Source organism: Stutzerimonas chloritidismutans AW-1, from assembly GCF_000495915.1.
In the GTDB taxonomy this organism is placed as follows: domain Bacteria; phylum Pseudomonadota; class Gammaproteobacteria; order Pseudomonadales; family Pseudomonadaceae; genus Stutzerimonas; species Stutzerimonas chloritidismutans.
The window spans coordinates 47,453-60,609 of record NZ_AOFQ01000049.1 but is presented as its reverse complement, the minus strand read 5'-3'; the positions used below and the strand labels follow the sequence as shown (position 1 = coordinate 60,609).

General features: G+C 61.4%; 11 protein-coding genes. 3 read left to right on the top strand and 8 right to left on the bottom strand.

Annotated features, from left to right (window positions below; all coding sequences use genetic code 11):
* The 3 genes from rpoD to rpsU form a co-directional block, all read right to left on the bottom strand.
* Nucleotides 1–1,675: RNA polymerase sigma factor RpoD (gene rpoD / locus F753_RS40005; RefSeq protein WP_023445900.1), on the bottom strand; the 1,675-nt coding region annotated here is incomplete at its 3' end.
* A gap of 67 nt (nucleotides 1,676–1,742) precedes the next feature.
* Nucleotides 1,743–3,686, bottom strand: a complete 1,944-nt coding sequence (gene dnaG, locus F753_RS40000; protein WP_023445899.1) for a DNA primase — start codon at nucleotides 3,684–3,686, stop codon at nucleotides 1,743–1,745.
* 138 nt (nucleotides 3,687–3,824) lie between these two features.
* On the bottom strand, nucleotides 3,825–4,040 hold the full coding sequence (gene rpsU / locus F753_RS39995) for a 30S ribosomal protein S21 (protein ID WP_003296736.1): 216 nt from the start codon (nucleotides 4,038–4,040) through the stop codon (nucleotides 3,825–3,827).
* A 196-nt stretch (nucleotides 4,041–4,236) separates the two neighbouring features.
* Between rpsU and tsaD the strand changes: the two genes are divergently transcribed.
* Nucleotides 4,237–5,262 (top strand): tRNA (adenosine(37)-N6)-threonylcarbamoyltransferase complex transferase subunit TsaD, encoded by a 1,026-nt coding sequence (tsaD, locus tag F753_RS39990; protein ID WP_023445898.1) that lies wholly within the window; start codon nucleotides 4,237–4,239, stop codon nucleotides 5,260–5,262.
* 15 nt (nucleotides 5,263–5,277) lie between these two features.
* Here tsaD and plsY read toward each other — a convergent pair whose 3' ends face one another.
* Nucleotides 5,278–5,847 carry a glycerol-3-phosphate 1-O-acyltransferase PlsY gene (plsY, locus tag F753_RS39985; protein ID WP_031297964.1) on the bottom strand — a complete coding sequence of 190 codons (570 nt, stop codon included), beginning with the start codon at nucleotides 5,845–5,847 and terminating at the stop codon, nucleotides 5,278–5,280.
* 75 nt (nucleotides 5,848–5,922) lie between these two features.
* On the opposite strand from plsY, the gene folB reads away from it, so the two are divergent.
* Entirely contained in the window at nucleotides 5,923–6,276 is a 354-nt protein-coding gene (gene folB / locus F753_RS39980; RefSeq protein ID WP_023445896.1) for a dihydroneopterin aldolase, read from the top strand.
* Nucleotides 6,267–6,809: a 2-amino-4-hydroxy-6-hydroxymethyldihydropteridine diphosphokinase gene (gene folK / locus F753_RS39975; protein ID WP_023445895.1), complete on the top strand. Its 543-nt coding sequence runs from the start codon at nucleotides 6,267–6,269 to the stop codon at nucleotides 6,807–6,809. Before folB ends, folK begins: the two co-directional genes overlap by 10 nt.
* A 6-nt stretch (nucleotides 6,810–6,815) precedes the next feature.
* Here the strand turns inward: folK and F753_RS39970 are convergent, their stop codons facing one another.
* The 4 genes from F753_RS39970 to F753_RS39955 all read right to left on the bottom strand — a co-directional run bounded on the left by F753_RS39970 (nucleotide 6,816) and on the right by F753_RS39955 (nucleotide 12,915).
* Complete coding sequence (locus F753_RS39970) at nucleotides 6,816–7,985, bottom strand: multifunctional CCA addition/repair protein (RefSeq protein ID WP_023445894.1); 1,170 nt, start codon at nucleotides 7,983–7,985, stop codon at nucleotides 6,816–6,818.
* A 96-nt stretch (nucleotides 7,986–8,081) separates the two neighbouring features.
* Entirely contained in the window at nucleotides 8,082–9,629 is a 1,548-nt protein-coding gene (locus tag F753_RS39965; RefSeq protein ID WP_023445893.1) for a SpoVR family protein, read from the bottom strand.
* A 10-nt stretch (nucleotides 9,630–9,639) separates the two neighbouring features.
* Nucleotides 9,640–10,911 (bottom strand): YeaH/YhbH family protein, encoded by a 1,272-nt coding sequence (locus F753_RS39960; RefSeq protein ID WP_014821685.1) that lies wholly within the window; start codon nucleotides 10,909–10,911, stop codon nucleotides 9,640–9,642.
* An 81-nt stretch (nucleotides 10,912–10,992) separates the two neighbouring features.
* A complete protein-coding gene (locus tag F753_RS39955) occupies nucleotides 10,993–12,915 on the bottom strand; it encodes a PrkA family serine protein kinase (RefSeq protein WP_014821684.1) in 1,923 nt (640 codons plus the stop codon).
* Between the last annotated feature and the right edge of the window lie 242 nt (nucleotides 12,916–13,157).

Below are 13,157 nucleotides of genomic sequence, written 5' to 3'. Positions count from 1 at the left end.
CGGGAGCCGTGAGGCCGGAGAGCACTTCGCGAGTGGCTTCCTTGAGGCTTTCCACAGTGGCTACGTCAATTGGCGACTGCATGGCCGAGTCTTCGATGAAGTCACCCAAGTGCGAGTCTTCGTCGTCACCGATTGGCGTTTCCATGGAGATCGGCTCTTTGGCGATCTTCAGTACCTTGCGGATCTTGTCCTCGGGCATTTCCATGCGTTCGCCCAGCTCTTCAGGTGTGGGTTCGCGACCCATTTCCTGCAGCATCTGACGGGAGATGCGGTTGAGCTTGTTGATCGTCTCGATCATGTGAACCGGGATACGGATGGTCCGCGCCTGGTCGGCAATGGAACGAGTGATCGCCTGGCGAATCCACCAGGTGGCGTAGGTAGAGAACTTGTAGCCGCGGCGGTATTCGAACTTGTCCACCGCCTTCATCAGGCCGATGTTGCCTTCCTGGATCAGATCAAGGAACTGCAGGCCGCGGTTGGTGTACTTCTTCGCGATCGAGATGACCAGGCGCAGGTTGGCTTCAACCATCTCTTTCTTCGCACGGCGGGCTTTGGCCTCGCCGATGGACATGCGACGGTTGATGTCCTTGATGTCAGCGATGACCAGGTCGCATTCCTGTTCCAGCTCGATCAGCTTCTGCTGGCAGCGAACGATGTCTTCCTTGCGGTTGCCGATGGCTTCGGCATACTTGCCTTTGCCGGAAGCCAGTTGCTCGGCCCAGTCGAGATTGGTCTCGTTGTTCGGGAACTGACGCAGGAAGTCGGCGCGCGGCATGCGGGCGTCACGCACGCACAGCTGCATGATGGCGCGCTCCTGGGCGCGGATCTGGCTCAGGGCGTTGCGAACGCGCTCGACCAGTGCGTCGTACTGCTTGGGTACGAGCTTGATCGGCATGAACAGAATGGCGAGTGCTTCGAGCTCCTCGACGGCCTGCTGGCTGGCGCGGCCGTGCTTCTTCAGCGCCTTCTTGGCTTTCTCCAGCTGCTCGGCGACTGCGCCGAAACGCATACGCGCGACCTCGGGGTCGGGGCCGCCATCGCCTTCTTCCTCTTCGCTGTCGGAATCGTCCTCTTCCTCATCATCCTTGTCGTCGGCCGCCGGCTTCGCGGTGGTCTGCGGGGTTTCCGGCTCGACCTCCTGAGGACCAGCGGCGCCGTCGTCGTCAGGGTCGATGTAACCGCTGAGGATGTCGGACAGGCGGCCACCTTCGGTCGTCACTCGCTCATAGTCGGCGAGAATGCTGTCGACGGTGCCGGGGAAGTGAGCGATGGCGCTCATCACTTCGCGAATGCCTTCCTCGATGCGTTTGGCGATTTCGATCTCGCCTTCGCGGGTCAGCAGTTCGACCGTGCCCATTTCACGCATGTACATGCGAACGGGATCGGTGGTTCGACCGATGTCGGTCTCGACCGCAGCGAGTGCGGCGGCGGCCTCTTCGGCAGCGGCTTCATCGGTATCGGCTTCGGCCAGCAACAGGGCATCGGCATCCGGGGCAACCTCGAATACATTGATACCCATGTCATTGATCATGCGAATGATGTCTTCCACCTGTTCCGGATCGGAAATATCCTCCGGTAGGTGGTCGTTGACCTCTGCGTAAGTCAGGTACCCCTGCTCACGGCCACGCTGGATCAACTCTTTGAGGCGGGACTGCTGTTGCGCTTTTCCGGACATATAACCCTATCCACTGAAGGTTCTGGCGGGCTGAAAACAAGCTGAGCATTATAGCCGAGCTAGGACCTCAGACGCCAGTTGAGGTCGGTGTAGCGGGTATTGCATTACGGCTCAGCAGGTTACGCAGTTGGTCTTTTTCCTCTGCGCTGAGTTCACCTTGGCGAGCCTTACGCAGCAGGCTTTCGAGTCGGCGTTCCCGCTGTCGGGCGGCAAGGCTATTAATGGTGTCGAAAAACTGCTGTTCAAGGTTGTCGGCCGAGATCAGCCATTCTTTCTCTGCAAGTGCGCGTAAAAGTCGCCCTTGGTCGGTTCCATGCCAGCGGGCGATCAGCTGCAGGCTACGCAGCTTCGGGTTCTTCTGCAGCGTGCCAAGCAGAGCGACAAGCAATTGTGCGTATGTGTCGTCTTCTGCGGCGAAATGGCTGACGTCCTCGACCTTCTGTGCTAGCTCCGGATGGTGCAGCAGCGTCCGCAGCGTGGTCAGGGTCGGCGGCTCGACGGTAGCTGGCGTACGCGGACCGCGAGGTTTGAAGTCTGGTCGCTGCCCGGATTTTTTCCAGTCTTTCTTCCATTCCTTTTTTTCGCCGCGTTGTGGCTTGGGCGCTTCGGGAGGTTGGAAGTAGTCGGTCTCGGCGTAGTGCGAACCCGTATCGTAATAGGCGGCGTCGTCGTACTCGGCCGAGTTGTTGCTGGGTGCGGTGGTTGGCGCTGCTGCCATATGCTGCAGTGCTTCCCCGTTCAGACCAGTGATCTCGGTGAGACGCTGGCGCATCAATGCGCGCAGGTTTGCACCGGGAATCTTTTCGATAAGCGGCGCTGCCAGGGTGGCCAAATGGGCCTTGCCTTCCAGTGAGCGTGGATCGGCTTCGTCGCTGAGTTGCTGGAAGAAGTAATCGGCCAGTGGCTGTGAGTGCTGCTGAATGCGCGCGCGAAATGCATCGGTGCCCTCGGCGCGGACCAGTGTGTCCGGGTCCTCTCCGTCGGGCAGGAACAGAAAGCGCGCCCGGCGGCCATCCTGTAGGTTCGGTAGCGTGGCTTCCAGTGCTCGCCAGGCGGCTTTGCGTCCGGCCGCGTCGCCATCGAAGCAGAACAGCACGCTGGGTACGATGCGGAACAGGCGCTTGAGATGCTCTTCGCTGGTTGCCGTACCAAGGGTGGCCACGGCGTTGCGCAAGCCTTGCTGGGCCAGTGCAATGACGTCCATGTAGCCCTCGACCACCATGATCTCGTCGAGATCTCGGTTGGCCTGCCGCGCTTCGTAAAGGCCGTAGAGTTCCTGGCCCTTGTGGAATACCGGGGTTTCCGGCGAATTCAGGTACTTGGGCTTGTCGTCGCCCAGAACGCGACCGCCGAAGGCAATGACCCGGCCGCGGCTGTCGCGGATGGGGAACATCACGCGATCGCGGAAGCGGTCGTAGCGTTTGCCGTTCTCGGCGTTCTCGATCAGCAGGCCGGCGTCGATCAGCGCTTTCTGCTGCAGCGCATCGCCGCCGAGATGCTTCATCAGGTTGTCCCAGCCGGGCGGGGCGAAGCCCAATCCGAAATCCCGGGCAATCACGCCGGACAGGCCGCGGCCCTTGAGGTACTCCACGGCCGACTTGCGGGTAGCGTGGCTTTTCAGGGCTTGGCGGTAGTAATCGGCGGCGGCAGCCAGCAGTGGGTAGAGCGGCGAATCGACTGGCTGGCGTGGCTTGTGTTTGCGGCCGCTTTCCTCGTGGGGGACTTCCATTCCCGCGCGCTTGGCCAGTTCCTCGACTGCCTGGGGGAAGTCCAGCTGGTCGTGGTCCATGACGAAGCCCAGCGCATTGCCGCCAGCGCCGCAGCCGAAGCAATAGTAGAACTGCTTGTCCGGACTGACGCTGAACGAGGGCGTCTTTTCCTTGTGAAAAGGGCAGAGGGCGCTGTAGTTCTTGCCGGCCTTTTTCAGTTGGATGCGCGAGCCGACCACCTCGACGATGTCGGAGCGATTGAGCAGGTCGTCGATGAAGGATTGGGGGATCAGGCCGGCCATAGAGGTATCTGATTACGCTCGCATTGCATGAGCCGGAAATGAAAAAACTCCGGCCTTTCGCCGGCTGGCGAAGCGGAGTAAGCATGCAATGCAAAGCCCGGCCTGAGCCGGGCTTGATGCGACGTCAGCTGTACTGGATTAGTACAGGCGGACGCTGCGGCGCTGCTCGCGCTGCACTTTCTTGGCGTGACGCTTGACTGCGGCGGCAGCCTTGCGCTTGCGCTCGGAAGTCGGCTTCTCGTAGAACTCGCGCGAGCGGACTTCGGCCAGAACGCCTGCTTTTTCGCAGGAACGCTTGAAGCGACGCAGTGCTACGTCGAAGGGTTCATTCTCTTTAACTTTGACAGCGGGCATCCAGGACTTACCTTCACTTGATTACCGGTGGCAACGCGCTTCGGCAATGACTCGCAAGCACGCTGGTTTTAAGGGTTGCGGATGTTACCCGCTCCAATTGCGGAATGCAAAGCCTCTGATCGAAAAGCGCTGGTCGGTCGGACGGCCCGACGATTAATATGCACGGCTTCATTCGCCCTCCGGAAAGGTTGAACCCATGCTGGTGCTGGGGTTGGAAACGTCCTGCGACGAGACTGGTGTCGCGCTTTACGACAGCGAACAGGGCCTGCTGGCCGACGCGCTATTCAGCCAGATCGACCTGCATCGCGTCTATGGCGGCGTGGTGCCTGAGCTCGCCTCGCGCGATCACGTGAAACGCATGCTGCCGCTGATTCGCCAGGTGCTGGAGGAGGCGGGCCGCGAGGCCGGCCAGATCGATGCGGTGGCCTATACGGCCGGCCCCGGACTGGTCGGTGCGCTGCTGGTTGGGGCCTCCTGCGCCCAGGCGCTGGCGTTGGCCTGGGGCGTACCGGCTGTCGGCGTGCACCATATGGAAGGTCACCTGCTGGCGCCGATGCTCGAAGCGCAGCCGCCGCAATTTCCGTTCGTCGCCTTGCTGGTGTCGGGTGGCCATACGCAGCTTGTTCGCGTGGATGGCATTGGCCGATACGAGCTGCTCGGTGAATCGGTGGACGATGCCGCTGGCGAGGCCTTCGACAAGACGGCAAAGCTGATGGGTTTGCGCTATCCCGGCGGGCCGGAAATTGCCCGTCTGGCCGAGCAGGGCGCTCCGGGACGCTTCGTCTTTCCGCGGCCGATGACTGATCGGCCCGGTCTGGATTTCAGTTTCAGCGGCCTGAAGACCTTTACCCTCAATACCTGGCAGCAGTGCCGCAGCGCGGGCGACGAATCCGAGCAGACCCGCTGCGACATCGCGCTGGCGTTCCAGCAAGCTGTGGTCGAAACCCTGACCATCAAGTGTCGCCGAGCCCTTAGGCAGACGGGCCTGAAGTCGCTGGTCATCGCCGGCGGGGTCAGCGCTAATCAGTCTCTGCGCCAGTCGCTGGAGCGGATGCTCGGCGAGTTCAAGGGTCAGGTCTTCTATGCGCGGCCACGTTTTTGCACCGACAACGGTGCGATGATCGCTTACGCTGGCTGTCAGCGCTTGCTCGCCGGGCAGCATGACGGTCCGGCGATCACCGTACAGCCGCGTTGGTCGATGGACACACTGCCGGCGATCTGATGAGCGTCAGAGCGGTCAGAAATGCCGTTCCCGGCCGGCGAACAGGTCGCGCACGTTGCTGCGATGGCGCCAGACGATCAGTGTGGCGAGCAGGCTCATCGGCAACAGCGCGCCGGGTTGCTGCCAGGCCAGCAGTGGCAGGCATAGCGGCAGGGCGATAAGGGCAGCCAGCGAGCTGGTCCGGGTCAGGCGGAATACCAGCAGCCAGGCGACGATGGCCAGCAGTGCGGCCGGCGGGTAGAGCGCGAGCAGGGTGCCGGCGGCGGTGGCGACACCCTTGCCGCCACGGAAGCGAAAATACAACGGATAGAGATGGCCGCAGACCGCTGCCAGACCGATCCAGGCCTGTTGCTGGACGGACATGTCCAGCGAGGCGGCCAGCAGTACGGGCAGCAGGCCCTTGAGCAGATCGCCGAACAGCGTGCAGATCGCCAGTCGCTTGCCTGCCAGACGAAGCATATTGGTGGCGCCGGGATTGCCGGAGCCGCCGGCGCGCGGGTCGGGCATTCCGGCCAGGCGGCTAAGCAGTATGGCGAATGACAGCGAGCCGATCAGGTACGCGAGCAAGGTCAGCAGCCAGAACATGGAATCCATCCGGGGCAGGGAGCCTCTGAGTCTAACGGCGCGTTTCGAGCTTGTCGTGCCGCAGGAGAACGTTGCGTGGATACAGTCTTCATCGAAGGCCTGGAAGTGGATACGGTAATCGGCGCCTACGACTGGGAGCGCGGGATTCGCCAGTGCCTGCAGCTCGACCTGACGCTGGGCTGGGACATACGACCGGCCGCCGATAATGATGAGCTGGACAAGGCTCTGGACTATGCCAAGGTCGCTGCGGCCATCGATCGCTTTGCTGCCGAAGCTCGCTTCGAATTGGTCGAGACGTTCGCCGAGCGCCTGGCGCAAAAGTTGATGAGCGAGTTCGGCATCGTCTGGCTGCGCCTGCGGGTCACCAAACCAGGCGTCAATGCGCGTGCCCGTGCGCTGGGCGTGGAGATCGAACGCGGATGCCGCTGACCCCCGTCATGCTCGGTCTGGGCAGCAATGTGCAGCGCATCGAGCGCCTGCATGCCGGGCTCGATGTGCTGGCCGAGCTGCTGCAGGATATGCGTTGCTCGCCAGTGTTCGAGAGCCTGGCGGTGGGCTACAAGGGCGACAACTTCTACAACCTGGTGGTCGCCGGCTACACCGACCTGCCGCTGACGGAACTGGACCGCCGGCTCAAGTTCATCGAGGCGGACAACGGCCGTTACGCGCCGGATCGCAAGGGGTTGCCGCTGGATATCGATGTGCTGCTGTATGGCGAGCTGGTCGGCAACTTCCATGGCTTGCTGCTGCCGCGTGCGGAGATCCTGAAGAACGCCTTCGTGCTCTGGCCGCTGGCGTTATTGGCGCCGACCGTCAAACATCCCGCTGCAGGCGAGGCCTTTGCCGATCTGTGGGCGCAGTCATCCATCGACCAGCAGCTCTGGCCAGTGCCGTTTCAGTGGCGCGGCAGCGAGCTTACGCCTGCCGATCTGATCCGCAACCATCCTCCACAGCGCGCCTGAATCGCCTTACTGCGAATATTCCCGGCAGTAGATGCTCAGGGCATCGAGGCGCGCAGCACCGAGCGCTTTGCCCAGCTCGGCACCTTTGAATCCTTGCTCCAGCAGCGGTTTGACCGACACGGCACGGGCCGCGCTGGCCGCGCCATGCAGATAATCGGCTTCGAAGAGCAACTCGCCGGGCGCGCCTGCCAGGGCGCGCATTTCACAAGCCGCGACGAACTGCTCGAAGCGCTCCGGCCGCCGGTAGATGTCGAAATGCTGCAGCATGTCGAGCAGTGCATCGGCATGCAGTTTCTTGGCGTTGAACGCGTCATCCTGATATCTGCCGAGCAGCATCGCCAGTTCCTGGCAATCTTTCGGTGCCTTGCAGCGCTGGTTGAGCGCGTCGATAGCGTTCAGCCGTGCCTGCTGGCTATCGGCTGACGTTGCGCAGCCAAGTAGCAGGCAGGCCCAGCGTACCGGCAGTGGCTGGGCATGTTCGGCGCACTGCCGAAGCGTGCCAAGCAGGTGCCCACCGGGGGCATTGCCCTTGGCGAAGGTGGCGGCCAGCTCCGGGAACAACTCGGCCAGCGCGTCACAGTCCTGCAGCACCTGAATGAACACATCCGGCCGCGGCTCCATCAGCGCACGCGAAATCTCTTTCCAGCTGCGCTCCGCCGTCAGCGCCGACAACTCGCCGGAGCGTGCCAGTCGGCGCATCAGTTCCAGCGTTTCGTCGGCGATACGGAAGCCAGTCTCGGCGTAGCGTGCGGCGAAGCGCGCCACGCGCAGAACACGCAACGGATCTTCGGCGAAAGCGGGGGAAACGTGGCGCAATAGCCGTGCCCGCAGGTCGCGCTGACCGCCGTATGGATCGATCAACTGGCCCTGGTCATCTTCGGCGATGGCATTGATGGTGAGATCGCGGCGCTGCAGGTCTTCTTCGAGGGTGACGTCGGGGCTGGCATGGAAGGTGAACCCGCCATAGCCACGACCGCTTTTGCGCTCGGTGCGCGCCAGGGCGTATTCCTCGCCGGTCTGCGGGTGCAGGAAAACCGGGAAGTCCGCACCGACCGGGCGAAAGCCGCTGGCCTGCATTTCTTCCGGCGTGGCACCGACCACCAGCCAGTCGACCTCGGTCACCGGGCGCCCCAACAGGCGGTCGCGTACTGCGCCGCCGACTTTATAGATCTGCATGTCCACCTCCGTTGGCGCGGAGGATAAAGGATATCGGCGCTGAGGCTACAGCGTGGCGGGTAAGGAAGGGCCGCGGAGGCGGGCCGCGGCCCACTGTCAGGCGAAGTTCATGCCGGGAAAACGGTTGTCGGTCTCTGCCTCGCTGCTGGGTCTTGGTGGCATGTGATGGGTATTGACCAGCTTGTCGTCCTGCATCGACTGCAGGTGAACATCGAAGCCCCACAGCCGATGCAGATGCTTGAGCACCTCTTCGGTGGACCCGCCTAATGGCTTGCGGTCGTGCTGCATGTGACGCAAGGTCAGCGAGCGATCGCCGCGACGGTCGACGTTCCATACCTGGACGTTGGGCTCGCGGTTGCCGAGGTTGTATTGCGCGGCGAGCAGTTCGCGAATGGTGTGGTAACCACTTTCATCGTGGATCGCCGGGACCAGCAGCTCGTCCTTGCGGTCATCGTCAAGGATGCTGAACAGCTTGAGGTCGCGGATCACCTTAGGCGAGAGAAACTGCAGGATAAAGCTCTCGTCCTTGAAGTTGTTCATGGCGAACTTGACGGTGGTCAGCCAGTCGCTGCCGGCGATCTCCGGGAACCAGCGCTTGTCCTCCTCGGTGGGGAGCTCGCAAATCCGGCGGATGTCCTGGTACATGGCGAAGCCCAGGGTGTAGGGGTTGATGCCGCTGTAGTAGGGGCTGTCGAAGCCTGGCTGGTAGATCACGCTGGTATGCGACTGCAGAAACTCCATCATGAAGCCGTCGGTGACCAGGCCCTCGTCATACAGATCGTTGAGCAGGGTGTAGTGCCAGAATGTCGCCCAGCCTTCGTTCATCACCTGGGTCTGGCGCTGTGGATAGAAGTACTGCGCGATCTTGCGCACGATACGCACCACCTCGCGCTGCCATGGCTCCAGCAGCGGGGCGTGCTTCTCGATGAAATAGAGGATGTTTTCCTGCGGCTCTGCCGGGAAACGCTGACTGTCCGCCAACCCATCGCCCTTGTCCGTGCCCTTGGGAATGGTGCGCCAGAGGTCGTTGATCTGCCGTTGCAGATGCTCCTCGCGATCCTTCTGGCGTCGGCGCTCTTCTTCCGCAGAGATGGGGTAGGGACGCTTGTAGCGGTCGACACCGTAGTTCATCAGTGCGTGGCAGGAGTCGAGCAGGTCTTCCACCGCATCGATGCCGTGACGCTCCTCGCACTGCATGATGTACTGCTTGGCGAACACCAGGTAATCGATGATCGAGCTGGCGTCTGTCCAGGTGCGGAACAGGTAGTTGCCCTTGAAGAAGCTGTTGTGCCCGTAGCTGGCGTGGGCGATCACCAGCGCCTGCATGCACATGGTGTTCTCTTCCATCAGGTAGGCGATGCAGGGATCGGAATTGATGACGATCTCGTAGGCCAGACCCATCTGCCCGCGCTTGTAGTGTTTCTCGGTGTGCAGGAACTGCTTGCCGTATGACCAGTGGTGGTAACCCAGCGGCATGCCAACCGAGGCGTAGGCGTCCATCATCTGCTCGGCGGTGATCACCTCGATCTGGTTCGGGTAGGTGTCCAGCGCGTAGCGCTCGGCGATGCGGCCGATCTCGCGGTCGTACTGCCGAATCAGGTCGAAGGTCCATTCCGAGCCGGTGGAAATGGGCTGTCGCTTCATGCTGCACACCTCAGCTGGTCATGCGCCGCTGGAAGAGTTCGCGGAACACTGGGTAGATGTCCCCGGCGCTGACCAACTGCTGTTGGGCGAACGCATCGGAAAAGGCTTCGGCGACCTGGTTGTACTCGTACCAGAGCGCCTGGTGCTCGCGCGGGGTGATTTCAACGTAGGTGAAGTACTGCACGAACGGCATGATCTGGTTGATCAGGATGTCGCGGCAGAGCGGCGAGTCGTCGTTCCAGTTGTCGCCGTCGGAAGCCTGAGCGGCGTAGATGTTCCACTCGTTGGCCGGGTAACGCTCGGCCATGATCTCCTGCATCATCTTCAGGGCGCTGGAGACGATGGTGCCGCCGGTCTCCCGTGAGTAGAAGAACTCTTCCTCGTCGACTTCCTTGGCGCTGGTGTGGTGACGGATGAATACCACATCGATCTTGTCGTAGTTCCGCTTGAGGAAAAGGTACAGCAGGATGAAGAAGCGCTTGGCGATGTCCTTGGTGGCCTGAGTCATGGAGCCGGAAACGTCCATCAGGCAGAACATCACCGCCTTGGAGCTGGGGTTGGGATGCTTGACCAGCAGGTTGTATTTCAGATCGAAGGTGTCGAGGAATGGCACGCGTTTGATGCGCGCCTTCAGCCTTTCGATCTCCTCCTCGGTGGCCTTGATGTCGCCGAAGTTGTTCGGCTCCTCAAGACGTAGTCGCTCCAGCTCTGCCTTCAGTGTGCGCAGTTGTGCACGGCTGCTGCCAGATAGCGCAATGCGTCTGGCATGGGCCGAGCGCAGCGTGCGCACGATGTTGATGCGCGACGGGTTGCCCTCGTTGCTGATGCCGGCCCGCACGGTTTTGAAGGTATCGGTGCCGGTCAGGTGACGCTTGACCAGATTGGGCAGTTCGAGGTCCTCGAACATGAAATCGAGGAATTCTTCCTGGGTGATCTGGAAGACGAAGTCGTCCATGCCGTCGCCGCTATTGCTGGCCTGGCCGGCGCCCTGGCCACCGCCGCCGCCCTGCGGTCTGGGGATGCGTTCGCCGGCAACGAACTCCTTGTTGCCCGGATGGACGATGGTCTGGCGGCCGCCGCGGCCGTGATGCAGCACCGGCTCATCGATGTCGCGGCCGGGAATGCTGATCTGCTCGCCATGTTCCATGTCGGTGATGGAGCGCCGGCCGACGGCTTCCTCCACCGCCTTCTTGATATGCCCACGGTACCGCTGCAGGAAACGCTGGCGGTTCACCGTGCTCTTGTTCTTGCCATTCAGGCGACGATCGATCACGTAGCTCATAGGCCCTCCGGGCTTGGCTGAAACCATAGGCCTGAAGCTGGAAGCGTGCCGCGATGCTTCCAGCTTCAGGCTTCCAGCCACTTACTGCGATTTACGCACCCGCAGATACCATTCGGACAGCAGGCGAACCTGCTTCTCGGTGTAGCCACGCTCGACCATGCGCACGACGAAGTCGTTGTGCTTCTTCTGGTCTTCCTTGCTCGCCTTGGCGTTGAAGCTGATGACTGGCAGCAGGTCCTCGGTGTTGGAGAACATCTTCTTCTCGATCACCACGCGCAGCTTCTCGTAGGACAGCCACGACGGGTTCTTGCCGTTGTTGTTGGCGCGGGCGCGCAGCACGAAGTTGACAATCTCGTTGCGAAAGTCCTTCGGATTGCTGATGCCGGCCGGCTTCTCGATCTTCTCCAGTTCCTCGTTGAGCGCCACGCGATTGAGGATCTCGCCGGTTTCCGGATCGCGGTACTCCTGATCCTGAATCCAGAAATCCGCATACAGCACGTAGCGGTCGAAGATGTTCTGCCCGTACTCGCTGTAGGACTCGAGGTAGGCAGTCTGAATCTCCTTGCCGATGAACTCGATGTAGCGCGGCGCCAGGTACTCCTTGATGAAGCGCAGGTAGCGCTCGCGCATCTCGGCCGGGAACTGTTCCTGCTCGATCTGCTGCTCCAGCACGTAGAGTAGGTGCACCGGGTTCGCCGCGATCTCGTGCGGGTCGAAGTTGAAGACCTTGGACAGAATCTTGAAGGCGAAACGAGTGGAGAGACCGTTCATGCCTTCGTCGACTCCGGCGGTGTCGCGGTATTCCTGAATCGACTTGGCTTTCGGGTCGGTGTCCTTGAGGTTTTCGCCGTCATACACGCGCATCTTCGAGTAGATGTTGGAATTCTCCGGCTCCTTCAGGCGGGACAGCACGGAGAACTGCGCGAGCATCTTCAGGGTGTCCGGCGCGCAATGAGCATGGGCCAGCGAGCTGTTGGTCAGCAGCTTGTCGTAGATCTTGATCTCGTCACTGACCCGCAGGCAGTAGGGCACCTTGACGATGTAGATACGGTCGATGAAGGCTTCGTTGTTCTTGTTGTTGCGGAAGCTGTGCCATTCCGACTCGTTGGAGTGGGCCAGCAAGATGCCGCTGTAAGGAATCGCGCCGAGGCCTTCGGTGCTGTTGTAGTTGCCCTCCTGGGTGGCGGTCAGCAGCGGGTGCAGCACCTTGATCGGTGCCTTGAACATCTCGACGAACTCCATCAGACCCTGGTTGGCCCGGCACAACGCACCCGAATAGCTGTAGGCGTCCGCATCGTTCTGTGGAAACTCCTCCAGTTTGCGGATATCAACCTTGCCCACCAGCGAGGAGATGTCCTGGTTGTTCTCGTCGCCCGGTTCGGTCTTGGCAACCGCGATCTGGTTGAGGATCGACGGGTACAGCTTGACCACGCGGAATTTGGAGATGTCGCCGCCGAACTCCTGCAGGCGCTTGGTGGCCCAGGGCGACATGATCGAGTTCAGGTAGCGCCGAGGAATGCCATAGTCCTCCTCGAGGATCTGCGCATCTTCGATTGGGTTGAACAGCCCCAATGGCGACTCGAACACTGGCGAGTCCTTGATTGCGTAGAAGGGCACATGCTCCATCAGCTGCTTGAGCTTCTCGGCAAGCGACGATTTACCCCCGCCCACCGGACCGAGGAGATAGAGGATCTGCTTCTTCTCTTCCAGCCCCTGCGCGGCGTGACGGAAGTAGGAAACGATCTGGTCGATGCACTCCTCCATGCCATGGAAATCCTCGAAGGCCGGATAACGGCGGATCACCTTGTTGGAGAAGATGCGCGACAGTCGCGAGTCGACCGATGTGTCGACCAGTTCGGGCTCGCCGATCGCCATCAGCAGACGCTCGGCGGCGCTGGCATAGGTACCTGGGTCCGCCTTGCACAGATCGAGATATTCCTGGAGGGAATACTCCTCCTGGCGGGTCGCTTCGAAACGTTGTTGGAAGTGGCTGAAAATGCTCATGACTTCACCTCGATCGATGCACGAATAGGCGCGTCATCAGGCACTCTGGGCCCGGCCGAAGTGGCGGCCAGTGGAGTTCCCCCGAACACCTAATGGTCGAAACCCTGAAATCCGTCAGCCGTTTCCCGGCTTCGTTTATTTGGATGGCCTGAACTTAAGGATAGTTCGGATTCGGCAAGATCAAGGGCGGGGAGGGGATTTAGGCACTGCCGTTCGGCTGTTGATAGCGCCTAGCCCGCGGC